The following is an 18,200-nucleotide window of genomic DNA, read 5'->3' as shown; positions in this document are numbered from 1 at the left end:
GCTGGTATATACCCTCTAATTCCAATTTGCAACTGCCTTTTTTGCGAGGGCTGCGAGCTCGAGTCTTTCAAGTGTTTTACAGTATGCATGTTGAATCTCCCCATTAATGACATCTTGTAAGTCTATGAAATAATCGAATACGTGTAAGCCTTCATACCAGTCCCCTATCTCAGCATCTTCATGACTGACATTTTTCCAGGAGTTTTCAAGGGTAGGGCTATAGATTCGTCTTCCTCCTGGCCGCAGTTTGCACGATTTTAATTGAAATTGATATTTCTCGCCCGGTAGCCCTTCGTGGATATGGTTAAAAATATCCGGCCAATAATCCTTCCTTGAACCAGTATGTGGATGGCGATTCGCCCACAGTTCCGTGTAGGCAAGCACATCCTTGTTCATGAACAGGACATCATACAGCCTCTTCCCTAATAAAATTCGTTCACGTAAAGATTTAAATTGGTTTAGAGTCTGTCCCTTCAAGTGGATCACCCCATCCTTTTTGTATGGGAAAAGGATTTGATTGAAGGACAACAGCTCCTGAAGCTTAAATTCGAGCTTATTAAAAACCTCGTGTTTATATCGCGGATTCTGAATCACCCTTTTTTCTAAATAGCTTTGTTCATTAATAATAAGGGCTGTTGTGAGAATGGATGGATGCGGCTCTCTCCAAAAGCAGCTCCAGACCGTTTCCACAAAGACAGAAATATTAAGGAAAGGAAATAGGAAAAATAACGGTTTGTTCCTTCTCAGGCTTTCACGGTAAATCAAAAATTGAGGGTAGGCATCTTGAAAAATAAGCCAATTCCCTCTTTCCAAAAAGGCAAAAAAAGATTGTTTTTCTCTGTCCGACAGTAACCTGGATAGAAGCTCCCCTTTTAAATCGGTCATATTCCAGCCGCCATTCCTGGAAACCATATGCCCCAAAAATGCCCAATGAATTTCTGGATACTGCCGGTAAAAATCCAAATAGGCTTTTGTTCTTGTCACATTATTTATATTCCATTTCTTTGTCTCTACCCTAATTTGTTCGAGGATCTTCTTCTCTTCCTCTGATAAGATGACAGTTTTTTGGATTCTTGTCCTATTCTTTAATTCTTTTTTTATCCAGCCTATTGGGGATTTATCTTGTTTCTTTTGGAAAAAGATCGTCATCCTCTCCTCCATGAATTCTCTCTCGCCCATATAATAGAATGAATTCTATCCCGTATTAACGGGCAGTAACACTCCCACTCCAAGAATGTAACTAGAGAAGAATGTGCATGTAATAGCTAATATCGACCATGGAATTAAATGCTTAATCAATCATGATGAATCATGAAAATACCCATTTAATCCAGGCATTTAACAGATGCTTATATGATCATTTTATTAAAGACACTCTAGATACATGATAAAAAACTAATACAGGGGCTGAATGTCGCTAGGAAGTTTATGTATAAACGCAGGCTTTCTTGTATGCCTGCATCTTGTCTGTTTTCAATCCAAAATTATCATAAAAACCACCTTTTAATACTGCATATGGTTTTTGCTAATTCTGCTAACCTGCCCTATTTTAAATAGCGCTGAGGACTAACGTACCCATTTTATAATTTCATTAAAACCAGTGTATTTAACCATCTCTCCATACTTGTTTATTGTATAACTATTGTTTTCATCAATAACTTAGAAGTCCTTACTAAAATCTGTTCCTTTTCTGTCGTCAATTAAGTTGAACCACCTAATTTCATTTCTTTCTCCAGAATATTGAACAAATCATAAAAAAAGACACTCTTCTTGTTAAAGAAAAGTGCCCAATTGCCGTAGGACTCGATCATATTAAGACTGTTGAATCCTCCTCGCGTTTATTGAACTATAAATTCCAATAAAGGTAAATAAAAACCACAAAAACCGCCATACACTAAGTTACTAATTTCAATTGTTTCTTGATATAATCGGTTGTCTTAAAACACGTCTTACTATTTTACCAGTAGAATTCTTCGGTAGTTCTTCTAAAAACTCTATGCTTTTTGGTATTTTATATTTTACTAAATGTTCTTTACAATACATCAGGAGCTCTTCTGGTGAGAGATTGGATTTTTTCGCAACTACAAAAGCTTTCACCACTTCGCCAAATGTTTCGTCATGCTCCCCAATTACTACTGCTTCTACAATATCTGAATGTTTGTATAGGACTTCCTCAACCTCTCGTGGATACACGTTGTAACCACCGACAATTATCAGGTCTTTAATCCGGTCTACTATGTAGAAATAGCCTTCATTATCCATTCTTGCTAAATCACCAGTATATAACCAGCCTCCACGAATGGCGATTTTCGTTTCATCCGGCATTTTATAATACCCTTTCATAACATTAGGTCCTTTAATGATTAGCTCGCCTATTTCTCCAACTGGAACCTCTTCTCCAAATTTGTTTACTACCTTACTTTCAACATTCATTATAGTAGTGCCAATAGAGCCTGCTTTTCTAGGTCGATGAAGTGGATTAAAACAAGTTACTGGCGATGCTTCTGATAGACCATATCCCTCAGATATTTTCACATTGAACTTTTCCTCAAATTTTTCCAATAATGAAACTGGCATTGAAGCTCCTCCTGATACACAAAGGCGCATATTCTTAAAGTCCAATGGATTCCCTTTTTCAAAATGAAGTAAAAAATTGTACATAGTTGGAACTCCTGCAAAGACTGTAGCTCCATACTGATTTGATACTTGGAATACTTCTTGTGGATTAAACTTGGTTGATATAAGGATGGTTGATCCGCATACTATCGAGGCATTAATGACAACGGTCAAACAGAAAACATGAAACATCGGGAGACACGCTATCACCTTATCATTCTTTGAATATTGCAAGAATGAAACTACATCACGTGCATTACTATATAAATTGTAATGAGTAAGCATGGCTCCCTTTGGCTTCCCGGTGGTACCAGAAGTGTAAAGAATAACAGCTGTATCGTCGTCATTAATCGAAATAGCTGGAGACTCATTCACTCCAGCATCCAATACATCAAGAAACGTGTTCATTTTCAGTTCAAATGAGCAGACAGATAATCGTTCTTCAGATGTTGGGCACACAATGATGTTGTTTACAAAAGACAAGTTTTGTTCTATTTTCTTCAATAATGGAACGAGAGAATCGAGACAAATGATCGCTTTAACATCCCCATTTTGAATGATATAAGTAATCTCATCTGAGGTGAAATTAGGGTTGATAGGTATGACAGTGGCTCCTGCTTTTAATGCTCCGTACAATCCGATCATGAATTCTGGAGAATTTCCTAAAACTAAAGCTACATGGTCTCCTTTTTTCACACCCATTTGATTTAATCCACTAGCAAACTCTGTAACTAACTCAAAATATTCCTTATATGACGTTTTTTCTCCCTGAAAAACGTAAGCAGAATGATCTCCACATAATCTTACTGTTTCTTTCAAAGCACTAAGTAAATTCATATATAATCCCCCTAAAAATGATTTTCTCCTCACCCATATTACAAAAGATGAGCTTGACTAATTTTTATTGTATTAGGGGATTATTACTGATTTCTTACTAAAAACCTTCCTTATTAAAATTCACTGATAAAGTTAGACATTCATTACAACAATGGAATCGATTGAATTTTAAGAATAATAAAAAATCAGTAAGAATCTAGTAAGATATGAATTCTAAAATGAAATTACAAAATATTTCTTATTTATAGGAGTGATCATGATGAAACCTAATATTGTTTATATTGTACTTGACGACATGGGCTATTCAGATTTAGGATGCTATGGATCTGAAATAAGCACTCCAAATCTTGATAGTTTGGCTCAAAATGGATTAAGCTATACCAATTTCCATGTGACCCCTCTTTGTTCACCAACTAGAGCCAGTCTATTAACGGGGAGGAATAATCACTCGGTTGGTATGGGCCTGCTTTCTAATTTCGATCTTGGCCCAGAGGTACCAAGTTCCCGTGGAAAGATTAGTCCAGCAGCAGGAACAATAGCTGAGATTCTTAAAGAAAATGATTATAGTACATATGCAATCGGAAAATGGCACTTAACCCCAATGTACGAAGAAACACCTGCTGGACCATTTGACAATTGGCCATTAGGTAAAGGTTATGACCGGTATTATGGATTCTTAGAAGGCATGACTGATCAATACACGCCTAGTTTGGTCTATGATAATCATTTTATTGAAGCATCAAAAACAGATGACTATCATCTTTCAGAAGACTTAGTCGATCATGGAATGAATTTTATCTCTGATCACGCATCCATTTTTCCTGATAAACCTTTCTTTCTTTATTTTGCATTTGGTGCCCAGCATTCCCCACACCAGGTTCCGCAAAAATATATTGATCAATATAAAGGAACATATTCAGCCGGATGGGACCAAATTAGGAAAGACAGACTTGCGAAACAAATACAATTAGGGATCTGTCCACCAGACACAACCCTATCGGAACGCAATCCAGGAGTGAAAGATTGGGAAACTCTTACTTCGGATGAAAAACGGCTTTTCGAAAGATTTCAAGAGACATACGCTGGTTTTCTCACTCACACAGATGAACAGATTGGAAGATTGATTACCTTCCTAAAAACAATTGGAAAATTAGATAATACGATGATTGTATTTCTTTCAGATAACGGTGCTAGTCAAGAGGGCGAGTTTAATGGAATTATTGAACAGACCTCATACTTTAACGGCATCCCAACCTCTTCTGAAAGTCTATTAGATCGTATTGATGATATTGGCGGACCTGATTCACAGCCAAACTACCCACGTGGTTGGGCACAAGTTAGTAATACCCCATTTAAGATGTATAAACAGACAACCTTTGATGGCGGTATCCATGTTCCCTTAATATTTCATTACCCACAAATCATTCAAGATTCTGGATCAATCCGTAAGCAATTTCACCATGTCATTGATGTAACTCCAACGGTTCTTGATATAGCAGGGATTCAAGTTCCTGAAGAAATTAAAGGTGTTAAGCAAATCCCGTTACATGGAACTAGTATGCAATATACCTTTGAAAATCCGACAATAAAAACGAAACGGGAAACTCAATATTTTTTAATGGGAGCTCAGCGTGCTATATGGCATGACGGATGGAAAGCTATCTCATTCCATACAAAAGGTACCCCATTTGAAGAAGATACATGGTGCTTATTTAATACAGAAGAAGATTTTTCTCAGAACCATGATCTTTCTACAGAGTTCCCTCAGAAGTTAATTGAGTTACAACAAATATGGGAGCGTGAGGCCAAAAAATATCATGCCCTTCCACTAATTGATAAAACGATTGAGCTGTTTGCATATGTTTCACCAGACGATAAAGTGCGATCGCGCAATGAATTTACCTACTTTCCTGGAATGGGACATAATCTTGCCACTCCACCAATTTATAATCGATCCTATACCATAAAAGTGCCAATTGAGAGATCTGAAACAGGAGAAGGCGTATTACTTGCACATGGAAATCAATACAGTGGTTATACTCTTTATATTCAAAATAACTATCTATTCTATGAATATAATTATGTGGGAAATGTTTACAAAATCCAATCATCTATTGAAGTACCTTCTGGGAAGTCCACGATACAATTTAATTTTTTGAAAACTGGACTATTACAAGGTATTGGCGAGTTATTCATTAATGATGAATCAGTCGGTGGAATAAAAATGGATAAGACATTACCTTTTATGATTGCTTTAGAAGGATTGGACGTAGGTAGGGATGCCTATTTACCTGTTAGTGAAAGCTATGCAGATAAAGGAGACTTCGCTTTTTCAGGAAGCATTGAAAAGATTCAATTTAGTATACAAAATGATTAACGTCTTAATGACTTAACTGAGGTAATCTTTTGCTAGAACTTCTAAGGGCCACTATCGTTATTAATCAGCAGTTAATTCTTTGAGTATTTGTTGCAGGAAGCTTTAAGTAATCGGAAAAACACAAATAATGAGGAAGTGTTTTCTATGAATCGCTGGATTATAATCGTTTTATTACTCTTTGCTACTATTATTAACTTTGCAGATAAAAACGGGACAAGTGTTGCCTCGCTTCACATTATTGAGGATTTTAATCTTTCATATGTTCAATATGGTCTTTTAGGCAGTATTTTCTTTTGGTTCTTTGCTTTCTCAGGAATAATTGGTGGGGCATGGTCGGATAAAATTGGGACAAAAAAAATGATTGGAATTCTCCTTTTTGCTTGGACGATATTACAGTTCGGTACTTATTTCATCATGAGTTTTCCTTTTCTCTTACTCTATCGATTATTATTAGGAGTTTTTGAAGGACCATTCGGCCCAGTAGCCATTAGTCATATTAGTAGATACTTCCCTCCATCATCACGTGCAATGGCCATATCGATTTGTAATGCTGGTGGGATAATTGGTGCCTTGATCATGACACCTGTATTAGTTCAATTAAACCAATCGTTTGGGTGGAGAATAACTTTTGTTCTACTTGGTGTAGTAAGTTTAGTTTTGTTCCTATTTTGGTTGATTATGAAAGAAAAAGCTACTGAAAAAATCGAACCGACTGAAAGCAAAGAAGAACTTGGTCCATTTGAATGGAAAGAATTTAAACAAATTTTATTATCTCCAACATTGATTTTTACGTTATTTGCACTATTTTCAAGTTTTTGGTTAGTAGTTTGGATCATGGTATGGTTACCAGCATACATGGTTAAAGTCGTCCACCTATCCGAGACGGAAATGGGTATAGCGATTCTTATAATAGGAATCATTAATATGATTGTGACGGTTAGCGCTTCTTCATGGTCTGATTTTTTATTTAAAAAATCGAACAATATCCGAAAATCACGTGTACTGTTTTCGGCATCCCTTCAAATTATCAGTGCATTTCTACTATTTTCTTTAATTTTCACTCAGAACCCTGTACTAGTGATAGGGATTATAGGTTTGTCGATGGGATTGACTACTACCCTTCTTAATGTTGGCCCAGTCATTATGATAAGCTTACTTCCTAAACGTCGCGGACTGATGGTAAGCATAGGAACCAGCTTCCAGAATCTATCAGGAATCATTGGTCCTCTCATTTGTGGTTTTCTTATACAGTCTGCCGGAAATAATGACTTACTTGGTTTCAATTATACCATTCTATGCACTGCATTCCTTTTAATGATTAGTGCATCTCTATTTTCAATTTTTGCAAGACCAGACACATCATTCTCACCAACGATAAAGATGGATATGCTTTCAGATGCAAAATAAAAAAATCAACATTTCTTTATCGATTAGGATGAAGGAATTTGAATAGTTCTTCATGAAAAAATCACCCATTTCTAATGGAGTGATTTTTTCTAATTAATAGTTACACTCTAAAATCGAATAATAAATACCCCTCTCTTCACCCTAACTAGGTTCCAACAATCCAATTTCATCAAAATTGAATGAGACCTTGCTGAATAATCAGAAAAAAATTATAATTTAATATAATGCGTATTTTTTCATCCTAAAGTCTCTCGCCTGATAAATGGATTTCTTTAATTTATATAATCCTGTTAATCAGGTCAATTAGACTTGAATAGAAAGGAACTGCAAAATAAATGACAAGAATATTTGAACATAAATTGTCAGTACCCATTAACTCTTCTTTTTATTCGCGCAAGCGTTTACACACTTTTCTTGATATGCATATTCATTATTCTTTTTTTTCTATTGCTGCAGATGCTGGTTATGGAAAAACTACTCTGATTTCAGAGTTTGTTAAAGAGAAAAACACCCCAACAATTTGGTACAATCTGGATGAAACTGATCAATCCCCCCTTCATTTTCTTAGTTATTTACATAGAGGTTTAATGAAGATTACCGACAACCAAGTGCATTCTTCCCAATCAGATGTTAAAGAATTTGAAGAAGAATTCCACTCTTTTTTATCTACTATTTCAAATAGAGTAGATCCATTATTTATTGTATTGGACAATTACCATATTCTAGAACAGAATATGGAGGTACAAACCCTTCTAACAGAACTGTTACAATATTCTTCCCCTTCAATTACGTTCTTTTTCATTGGACACACTCAACCAAATGCAATTCCGGTTAAGTTAAAAGTACGTCGAAAGCATATTGAAATTTCTAAAGACCAGTTAGCTTTCACTATCAAAGAAACAGATGAATTCATTAGAACTCAACATGGTATTCAATTAACGGATTTTGAGCTTAACATGATTCATCACCATACAAAAGGTTGGGTTACTGGCATTCAACTAATCCTTCAATCCATAGTGAATTTGTCAGAAGAAGAAAGGAAGAATTTGATAGCAAACTTTTCCTTAACAGAAGAAATAAGAAACTATTTTCATTCCGAACTAATGAAAACCCTTACACCAGAATTGAAAAATTTTATGTACCAAACTTCTCTTCTTAATGATTTGGACGAATCAACAATAAATTTGTACCTTGATATTAATAATGCAAAAGAGTATGTTGAATATCTGATGAATTGGAATTTATTTGTATATGCGGATGAACAAAGGTCAATTCGTTATCATCCATTATTTCGAACTTTTTTGTATGAGGAATTAATATATTCACTTAATGAGTCTCATTTACCTATCGAAGAGTATCATCTTAAGTTAGCCGAAGTGTATAAAAATAAGTCCCAATTTTTTTCATCCTTTGCACACTTTGTTTCTGGGAAAAACTACTACAAAGCCACACGATTAATTAGAATGCTTGAGAAAAGATATAATCCGGACCAATTTTTTGTTCTTATCTCTAATTGGTTAGAAAGTGCTTATACCTATTCACATTACTCTATACCTTTTGACACTGTGTTTCTCTTTCGTTCAATCCCATTATCCATTTTGGACCAACTAGTATTACCGATTGAAAAATATATAACTGTTTTAGAAAATACAAACAATCATCATCAATTATGTCACCTTTATTATTTTTTAGCTTCTATTTATCGGCAAAAAGGAGAATTTGATCAAGCGAAAACCCTTTTTCAATCATCATTGGAATACAGTGAGGGCAGGAGTATCAACGTTATTACCATTTTGAATCTATTAGGTCTTTCTGAAATATCATTATGCTTAGGAAATCAATTAGAAGCTGAAAAGTATGCAAAAGACGGATTATTTTTATCTGAAAAGTTTCAAATTATTCACTGTCAAATATATGCTTTATGGAAGGTTGCTGAAATCTCAATCTTTCAAAATCAAATGGAGAATGCGGACCAATTATTAAAACAAATGAAAGTCTTGCTGGACAGCACTAAAGAGGATGATGCCAGAAGCGTTTATTACTACTATTCTTTGAGTAGATTATTACTCTTAAAGAAAGATTATTCCAGAGCAATATCTACAGCAAATATAGGTGTTGAAAAAGCTGAGAAATTTGGCAATGACCTTGATCTAGGTGGATCCTACCTCCAATTAGGTCAAAGTCTATTAACTACAAATAACTTGGAAAAAGCAGAATATTATTTAAATAAAGCATACACTTCCTTTGAATATTTTTCATATTACCGCTGTTTAACGATTGATAATCAAATTCATCTTTTTGAGCTACAAGGTGATTTGAGGAAAGCTAGTGAAAAAAGAAAAGAATTGATTTCCATTAGTAATGAAAAAAATTACTCAAATTTCAAAAATCAAAGAAAGGAATCCACACGGAAAATCATAATAAATGATCCTGTATCCAAATGTAAATCATCTTTATCCATAAATGTATTTGGCAAATTCAACATTATTTATGATGGAAAACCAGTGCATATTAAACGAAAAGCAAGTTTGCAACTTCTAAAATTATTGATTGTAAACAGGGGAAAAAAAATACAAAAAGACATTTTACTAGATAATATATTTCCTGAAAGTTCAATTGACACTATAAATAATCATTTTTATGTTGCCTTATCCATATTAAGAAAATCACTAGAACCGAAATTGCAATCTGGTAAAGATTCGAAATATATTAGTCAAATAGATAACCACTATATTTTTAATCATAAAAACCTTTATTTAGATGTCGATCATTTTCAAGAGCTGCTAGTTAGTGTTAACCTCTCTAATCAATCCATGCAAATGAGAACCCTCCTCTCTGCCGAAAAGTTGTATAAGGGACATTTTTTCGAAGAGTATCCATATGAGCCCTTTTTGGAGCAAGAACGAGAAAAACTCAGAACAGAATATATTCACTTGTTAAGAAAAATAGCTGATTTTCATTGGGAATCTTCAGATAATGAAAAAGGGATTGAATACTACGAGAAAATATTACTTGAGGATCCTTATCAAGAACAATTATATATTGAATATATAAAAAAATTGCTTAATAACCATTTATTCCTACAAGCAAAAAATGTGGCAGCTAGAAACATAAAATTTGTTGAAAATGAGCTCGGGATAGATGTCCGCTCGAAATTGAATAACCTCTTCTCTCACTATTCTTTTACTGTATAAAGCAATTATGAAATCATGGTTTTATTTGACGAGAGGCTGGGACAAAAGTTTTTTAGCCTAAGTCAAACCCGAACAAATCTGCTTCTTAGTGTGCAGATTTGTTCGGGTTTATTATTTATTTTCGAAACTTGATTTTAGCTGTTTCCAGCGGTTGATTGGAGTGCAAGACGAAGACTCCTGCGGGAAGAGTAGCTTATGTGAGATCCCGCAGGCTTGCCGAGGAGGCTCACGGGCTACCCGCGGAAAGCGTAGTCTTGCACGGAAATCATTAGCGGTATGAAGAACCTACACTTCTATTGTTCGTCTTTTTATCGTGGTTTTTTAGTTTTGTCCCAGCCTCTCGCTTTTTTATTAGTAAGCTCCTTGATACACTACGCTGATTATTTTGAAAATAAATAATTTTCTGTAAGAAATCAGTAAGAATCAAAGATTACTATAGCTGTAATACCATTTAAAGTGGTCAAAATCATTCAAAGGAGAGAAGAAAATGACAAAGGTTACTAAGAACAATGTACTTGACGCAAATTATGTAAATTCAGATTCACTGCCTTGGATTCCAACAGGCATGGGTTCTATGGAGATGAAGGTTTGTAAAGTTAATCCCATTACTGGTCAATTTGTCGTTCTAGTTAGATATCCTGCTGATGGCTCACCAGTTCCTTCACATAGACATCATGGTACGGTAATTGTATATACAGTAAGTGGAAAATGGGGATATAAAGAAGACAAATGGATTTCCGGACCTGGAGACGTAGTATATGAACCAGCCTGTTCAACTCATACACCCATTAATTATCCAGAATTCGGTGAAGTTGTTACGTTTGTAATCATTGACGGTGCTTTAGAAATCCTAGATGAACAAGGTCAAACACTTTATATTTTAAATGCAGAAGCAGCAATTAATATGTACCATCAATATTGCCAGACAACCGGGACTGTACCTGTAGATGTAACCCAATTTTAACCTATTATAATATAGTTCGTATTATTTCTAGGAGGTAACAATATGTTTTCTTTACAAGGAAAAGTTGCCATTATTACAGGTGGGGGATCAGGTATTGGCCTAGCTACTGCGAAAAGATTTGTGGAAGCTGGTGCTACTGTTATCATTGGAGATATCAAGGAGAGTTCAGACATTGCTGAACAAATAGGTGCAACTTATATTCCAACGGATGTCTCTATCGAAAAACAGGTTCAAGAACTGATCGAAACTACGTATCAAAAGTACGGGAAAATAGACATATTATTTAATAATGCAGGTATCGGGTCAGGTGGAAAAGTAATGGCAGAGGAAGATTCATCTGTTTTTGAAACAGCATTTTCCATTAACACATTAGGTGTAATGTTTGGAATAAAGCATTCCGCAAAATATTTGCAACATGGTGGAGTTATTATCAACTCAGCCTCTGTTGCTGGATTACAAGGTGTTTTAACATATGGACCTTATGTTGCATCTAAATATGCAGTTATTGGATTGACAAAGACCGCGGCATTAGAAATGGCACCTCTAAATGTACGAGTGAACTGTATTTGCCCTGGAACCATTGAGACTCCGATGATTCAACAAGAAAATGCTTCTTCTCAGCGCGCTGTTAATAACGTTATTACACCTCTTGGGAGGTTTGGGAAAGCTGAAGAGGTTGCAGCACTTGTACATTTCTTATGCTCTGATGAAGCATCTTTTATCACTGGACAATCCTATGTCATCGATGGCGGTTTAACCTCCGGAATAAGTCATGGGATTTGGACAAGCTGTAGCCAACAGGTTTAAAACGTTTTGCATAACCCCATTTGTACTATTTCTAAATGGGGTTATTTATATTATTTTAGGAAACTTTATATCTTTGTATCAAATTCTATAGTTCTGTAGTATTAATCTTATATTAAGGCTGTTTTCGTGAACTTTGTTGCTTTTGAAAAAGCGAGTAGTGGTTGATTGCAGCGAGTGGTACTTGCTTTCCACGGGGCAGTTCCCCTCACCATCCAGCACAAACTGCTTGACAGAGCCCTGGCAGATCCTATGTTAGAAAACAACAATAAAGATACAACAATTTAGTATTTAAATTTGCAGTTGTTACGTAGAATCAGTCTATATCCGCATACACACAAGCAAACAAATAAAGAAAACATAAGATAGTATTAGGAAATATCCTAAGTGTTTCTTTCTTTCCAAGTGAATCTCATTTTAGGGCTCGGTTCAGACGACCGACCCCTTTTTTTTGTAAAAATTACATATTACCAACCAACATGAACTTCTTCTTCAGCTAACACCTCCTGTAGCGATAGAAGAAAAGGTTTTTTTCTAAACAAAATCTGGATCATTTATATTATTATTGTTAATGACTACATCCGCATTCAATTGAGGTGAATGTTGATCTAAATAGAGTTTCGAAGCTGCATGATATCTTTTAATGAACATTTTTTCGGCTTCTTCATAGCTTCCAAAAGCTCGTTCTTCCCGTTTAGCACCTCTTTTTCTTGCTAATTCAAAGTCAGTATTAATGAAGATTTTATAATCATATAGGTTACACAAATCCTTCTTGAATAGAAAGGTCCCATCTACAATTAAAACCATATCCTTGGTTGCTACTTTTATTTCTGAATTAACAAACTCATCCTTTGCTAAATCTAAAGAGATGGTTTGGTAATGAAGATTTCCGTCCGGTCCTAAAGGAATTAAAAGTCTTTGCTTAAAGGACTCGTAGTCATGGGCATCCTCGTAATAGCCAAGAGCTGATTCCTTCCCTTTTCTGTAACGAATATCTCTTGGATTATGAAAATTATCTATGCTTGTTCTAATAACCTTCTTATTTCTGCCAAGAAGTTCCTTCGCGAGCTCATTAGCGAGAGTTGTTTTTCCTGATGCTGTTATGCCACTAACTCCAACACGAAAGGGATGGTTTATTCTTAAACTTAATATCTTATTTGCTAGTTCAGAAATAAGTTGGCTCCTTAACATATATGCTCCCCCCATGTTTCCCTTTTGTATTTCATCTACCTATAAATATGAAAGCCTCTTGTTCATTGTATAACTTAAAACTTCAAATTATTTTCCTTTAATTCCTTTCCATATTCCACAAATTGGCCCTTTCCTTGAAGAAAAACGCTTTCCTGTTTTTACGGAGTAAGGCAATGATTTTTTCTGATCTTTTTACAAAAGTACAGTTATCTGAAACTGATACAAAACATGGAACCTGTAATCACACATTCAATCATCAGAAGATAGGCTCTCAGGCCTCAACTTCCTTCACCTTCACATGCTTCATATAGACAAGATCATTGACACCACTTTTTTCACTGTGCTTTTGAGGTATACGCATGAACTCTGCAAAACCCAGTTTTTCATAAAGCTTGATGGCACTTAAGTTGGTATCTGCTACCTCTAAGATATATTCGTGGTATGAAGTTGAATTTATTACAGATTTTAGCAGTTCGGTCGCCACACCCTGCCCTCTATAATTTTCCGACGTTGCCACAAACTCTATTGCACCCATATTTTCAGTTATTTGAAAGGGATATTGCTTTTTCTCAAATTCATTTTTGAGAATAACATAAGCAATACTACCCATGAATAAGCCGAGATGCTTTCTAAATTCACTATATTTCAATCTTACAGAAGGTATATTGTTTGTAGTGAAGGCCGCTATAGCCGCAATATGATCGTCAACTAAAGCCGTATAGAAGACTTCTTCGTTAAACATATGTGCAAATGTCTTGTAAAGTTTAGCCTTATCCTTTGAAAAATAATTCAGCCATTGATAGAATCCGTCTACAAAGATTGTACTCATCTCATTTCTTATATTTCTTTCTGCTTCACTTGCACGAATAATATTCATAGGTTATCCCTCTATTCTTTGTGAATGTTTCAGGTCGGTTTTTAAAAACTCAAATCTTTGAAGCATATAGAGCATTGATTGGTTCTCTCATTGGCATAACGATCTATTTGATTATCCTATATTTTAATTAAGCTACTATTATTTTCTATTTTATTAGCACAAACCCTTCTTAATACCATTAAAAAAGACGCTTCCTTGTGCTGGATAAGCGCCTGATAGTCCATAATATTCTGATGTAAAATTATCATTAATCAAGGGAAATTAGTTTCATTTGTGCATTTCGCCTCATTTTCCCTCGTATGCTTTCTGTAATTCCCCTAGATCAAATTTCTTCATATTAAGAAATGCCTTCGTTACTCTCTCAAGTTGCTCCGGTGTGCCCTTGCCCATCAGCTCATCCATCTCACTCGGCACAATCTGCCAGGATACGCCATACTTATCTTTCAACCAGCCGCATTGCTCGGCTTCAGGAACCGCAGAAAGCTTTTCCCAGTAGTAATCAATCTCTTCTTGTGTGTCGCAGTACACCATAAATGAGAGTGCCTCGTTAAAACCGAATTTGTGCTCATGCGCGCTATCCATTGCGGTTAACCACTGATTTTCAAGCATAAAATCAGAAAACATGATTGTTCCTTCTTTGTCTGGTTCCATGCCTTCAGGGTAACGGGCGATAAGTCCCTGCTTTGCGTTCTCAAATACTGATAAATAAAAATTAATCGCCTCTTCCGCGTTGCCGCATTTATCGCCGACAAACATTAATGAGGGCATTATTGTAGGTCGCTCTTCCCCTTCTGGATTGGTAAGGATCAATTGCCAGGACAAACCATACTTATCTTGAATCCAGCCATACTTTTCACTGAAAGGATACTTATCAAATGGCATTAACGCTGTGCCACCTTCGGACAATTTGTCCCAGACCTCATTTATTTTCTCTTTCGCGTCCTTTTCTCGCGATGGATCAAAATTCACAATGAAAGACGCCGATGGATTGAACTTGAACAAAGGTCCTGCACTGATTGCCATGAACTTCTGCCCCCAAAGCTCAAAAGAGACAATATCGGAGTCGCCTGAAGGTGTGTCGTGGATCGTTGTCAAATCCGTAATTTTTGAGTCCGGGAATATCGAAGCGTAGAACTCAGCTGCTTCTTTTGCTTCCTTTTCATACCATAAATGCGGAACGATTTTTTGATTTGTTTTTAACACTGTAATTCCTCCTAATGATCTCGTATAACTAACTCCCTGTTCATTGAATAACTTATAACTTCGGTTCACTTTCTAATATTTCCTTCTCTTATACAAGAATATAGCCAGCTTAACACGCACGTTAATTAAAGAAGAATTAATTCAATAGCTTGTTAATAATACTTTCCCTTTGATCTCTTTAGAAAATTCAACAACATCGATAGCATTTTTAACATTCTGCAAGTCATCCGTTAAATCTATACTCATTAAACGTAACTCTTTTCTTTCAATTAGGCTTATTAGACGACTGAAGGATTCTTGCCATTTATTTACTGAGACATTTTTATTCCAATTCCTTAAATGAAACATATTAGCATTAACTTTTGCTTTATTTACAATATCTGCCCAATTTACTTGTATCCCAGATAAAAGGCCGATGGTTAAAAAATGACCATTAGAGTGTACACAAAAAGCCAATTCGTTCCCTGATGATCCTCCAACAGAATCAATAGCAAAATCAGCACCCACCCCATTAGTTAACTCCATAACCGTTTCAAATAGTGGGTTTTTAGATGTATCAATGACATCAGTTGCACCGAGATGAAGCAATTCCTCAGTATATTTATTGTTTCTAGTGACTGCTATTAATCGAAAACCTAATATCTTGGATAATTGAGCATAAATACGCCCGATAGAAGAACCGCACGCATTAACCAACAAAACATCATTCGGTCTTAATTCTAGAATTTCTGTACAAGTCACCCACGCTGTAATTGGATTGATATACATTTGTGATGCCGTAAAATCATCTATCGAATCAGGTATAGCAACTGTAAAATCTGCTGGGGATATAACAAATTCCTGCCAAGTACCTTCACCACGTAAAGGTAAAACACGTTTCCCAAGAAGATGTTTTGAAACTAATGGACCTACTTCTTCTACAATACCCACTCCTTCATAACCAGGAATATTCGGTAAAGATATTCGATGTGAATATGCTCCTCTAATCGGTATTAAGTCAGAAGGGTTAATAGGTCGTGCTAACATTCGAACAAGGACTTCTCTATCTTTGGGTGGATTTATGCTTTTATTTTCAACTTTTAACACATCTTTCGGGCTACCGAACTCATAGTATTTAATACATTTTGCATTCAAAACAATATGTCCCCTTACTCTATAACAGATATATTTTTACTATAACACCTATAATAACTACCGCGTAATCCAAAAGCTTATTCAATTTAATGGCACGATAATGAGACAACTGAGGAGCTTCAATCAGCCGCCTTGGAAGGAACCTTCTAGCATCTCAATTATACAGTTATAAAGATTCTGCTTTTCTTACCAACTTAAAGAACATCAATGTAAATCATTAAAGTGAAATAATTGTTGTTAAAGTACTTATGCGCCAGTGATGTTACAATGTCATAGTTCTATAGGTACTCACGGTTAAACATTTCTTTTCAACTACCTAAAATGAAAAGAAATAGGTGTATAGCAGAAAATGAGATTTAAAAAACGCAAGAAAATTTTGGTATAAGAGGTGATTCCCCTATGATATATTAATAAATATAGGGATGAATCCCTTGTTAAATTACATTCAAAAGGAGGCCTCGTCATGATTATCAAGTGGGTTCGACTGCGATAATTAAAGGTGCAGGCCAATCATGCTCCGGAAAGAGTTTATTGTTTCTGCGCCTTAGTAACGGCGATTTAGATAATAAATAATACGGAGGTAAAAAACATGAGTGAAAAGATACTGAAAATAAATAATGTAGAGATATGTTCTGAAAGTTTTGGAAATCCAAAGGACCCTGCTATGCTTTTAATCATGGGAGCGATGTCTTCTTTAGACTGGTGGGATGAGGACTTCTGTCTCCGCATCGCTGATCAAGGAAGGTTTGTTATTCGGTACGACCATCGGGATTTGGGACGATCGACGATTTATGAGTCCGGTACTTCCAACTATACCATAACGGACATGGCTGACGATGCGGTTGGAGTCCTGGATGCATATTCCATAGCGCAGGCTCATATCGTCGGTATTTCTTTGGGTGGTATGATTGGCCAGATTCTTGCCCTAAGATATCCAGAACGCATATTTACGCTTACGCTTATTGCATCTAGTGTGTTTGGGACTGAGATGGAAAAATTGCCTCCAATGGATCAGAGCATACTGGATCACCATGCGAAAAGTGCTTCCATAGATTGGTCGAACCGAGAAGCAGTCATTCCCTATCTTGCGGATGGATGGAAAACTTTAGCTGGTTCCAAACCTTTTGAGCAGGAAAGAATATATAGACTTGCGGAAAGAGAAGCAGATCGTGCCAAACAGCTATCGAGCAGATTTAATCATGCTATGCTGCAAGGCGGAGGCGAGTACTACGATAGGATGGGGGAAATCAGTGTCCCAGTGCTCATTATTCATGGTACAGAAGATCCAGCTCTACCATACGAGCATGGTCTCGCTCTAACGAAATCCATTCCCCATGCTGAATTAGTGCCTCTTGATGGATCAGGGCATGAGATTCATAGTGAAGACTGGGATCAAATTATAGATTCAGTTATAAATCATAGTTCGCGATAAATGGTTACCCCTATATAAATTAATAGCCCAATTTCTCAGTGTATAATGAGATATTGGGCTTTCTACACTTCACTATCAGGCGCTATTTAATAAAGACACTTTTCTTTGTTACAGAAAAGTGTCCGGTAATTGAATAACTTAGTAACTGTTCTTGTTGAATTATG

At 35.8% G+C, this 18,200-nt stretch carries 12 protein-coding genes; 6 read left to right on the top strand and 6 right to left on the bottom strand.

Annotated features, from left to right (window positions below; all coding sequences use genetic code 11):
* Positions 1-15 precede the first annotated feature (15 nt).
* Both ACYH0O_RS05075 and ACYH0O_RS05070 read right to left on the bottom strand, forming a co-directional pair.
* A complete protein-coding gene (locus ACYH0O_RS05075) occupies positions 16-1,149 on the bottom strand; it encodes a DUF2515 family protein (protein WP_482631435.1) in 1,134 nt (377 codons plus the stop codon).
* Positions 1,150-1,908: 759 nt separating this feature from the next.
* A complete protein-coding gene (locus tag ACYH0O_RS05070) occupies positions 1,909-3,453 on the bottom strand; it encodes a fatty acid--CoA ligase family protein (protein WP_482631434.1) in 1,545 nt (514 codons plus the stop codon).
* Positions 3,454-3,709: 256 nt separating this feature from the next.
* On the opposite strand from ACYH0O_RS05070, the gene ACYH0O_RS05065 reads away from it, so the two are divergent.
* From ACYH0O_RS05065 to ACYH0O_RS05045, 5 genes are all read left to right on the top strand, one after another.
* A complete protein-coding gene (locus tag ACYH0O_RS05065) occupies positions 3,710-5,830 on the top strand; it encodes an arylsulfatase (RefSeq protein WP_482631433.1) in 2,121 nt (706 codons plus the stop codon).
* Positions 5,831-5,974: 144 nt separating this feature from the next.
* Positions 5,975-7,237 (top strand): MFS transporter, encoded by a 1,263-nt coding sequence (locus ACYH0O_RS05060; RefSeq protein WP_482631432.1) that lies wholly within the window; start codon positions 5,975-5,977, stop codon positions 7,235-7,237.
* A gap of 335 nt (positions 7,238-7,572) precedes the next feature.
* Positions 7,573-10,431 (top strand): AfsR/SARP family transcriptional regulator, encoded by a 2,859-nt coding sequence (locus tag ACYH0O_RS05055; protein ID WP_482631431.1) that lies wholly within the window; start codon positions 7,573-7,575, stop codon positions 10,429-10,431.
* Between the two features lie 487 nt (positions 10,432-10,918).
* Complete coding sequence (locus ACYH0O_RS05050) at positions 10,919-11,395, top strand: 2,4'-dihydroxyacetophenone dioxygenase family protein (RefSeq protein ID WP_482631430.1); 477 nt, start codon at positions 10,919-10,921, stop codon at positions 11,393-11,395.
* A gap of 42 nt (positions 11,396-11,437) precedes the next feature.
* Positions 11,438-12,202 (top strand): SDR family NAD(P)-dependent oxidoreductase, encoded by a 765-nt coding sequence (locus ACYH0O_RS05045; RefSeq protein WP_482631429.1) that lies wholly within the window; start codon positions 11,438-11,440, stop codon positions 12,200-12,202.
* Between the two features lie 531 nt (positions 12,203-12,733).
* On the opposite strand, the gene ACYH0O_RS05040 is transcribed toward ACYH0O_RS05045, so the two are convergent.
* From ACYH0O_RS05040 to ACYH0O_RS05025, 4 genes are all read right to left on the bottom strand, one after another.
* Positions 12,734-13,390 carry a hypothetical protein gene (locus tag ACYH0O_RS05040; RefSeq protein WP_482631428.1) on the bottom strand — a complete coding sequence of 219 codons (657 nt, stop codon included), beginning with the start codon at positions 13,388-13,390 and terminating at the stop codon, positions 12,734-12,736.
* Positions 13,391-13,661: 271 nt separating this feature from the next.
* The gene (locus ACYH0O_RS05035) at positions 13,662-14,267 is read right to left on the bottom strand and encodes a GNAT family N-acetyltransferase (protein WP_482631427.1); all 606 of its coding nucleotides are present in this window, start codon (positions 14,265-14,267) and stop codon (positions 13,662-13,664) included.
* A gap of 285 nt (positions 14,268-14,552) precedes the next feature.
* Complete coding sequence (locus ACYH0O_RS05030) at positions 14,553-15,470, bottom strand: VOC family protein (RefSeq protein WP_482631426.1); 918 nt, start codon at positions 15,468-15,470, stop codon at positions 14,553-14,555.
* 141 nt (positions 15,471-15,611) lie between these two features.
* Positions 15,612-16,604 carry a zinc-dependent alcohol dehydrogenase family protein gene (locus ACYH0O_RS05025; protein ID WP_482631425.1) on the bottom strand — a complete coding sequence of 331 codons (993 nt, stop codon included), beginning with the start codon at positions 16,602-16,604 and terminating at the stop codon, positions 15,612-15,614.
* 589 nt (positions 16,605-17,193) lie between these two features.
* On the opposite strand from ACYH0O_RS05025, the gene mleCBF reads away from it, so the two are divergent.
* The gene (gene mleCBF / locus ACYH0O_RS05020; protein ID WP_482631424.1) at positions 17,194-18,036 is read left to right on the top strand and encodes a CBF family alpha/beta fold macrolide esterase; all 843 of its coding nucleotides are present in this window, start codon (positions 17,194-17,196) and stop codon (positions 18,034-18,036) included.
* Positions 18,037-18,200 lie beyond the last annotated feature (164 nt).

It is taken from the genome of Rossellomorea sp. H136 (genome assembly GCF_056838065.1).
This window is presented reverse-complemented; position numbering and strand designations above follow the sequence as displayed.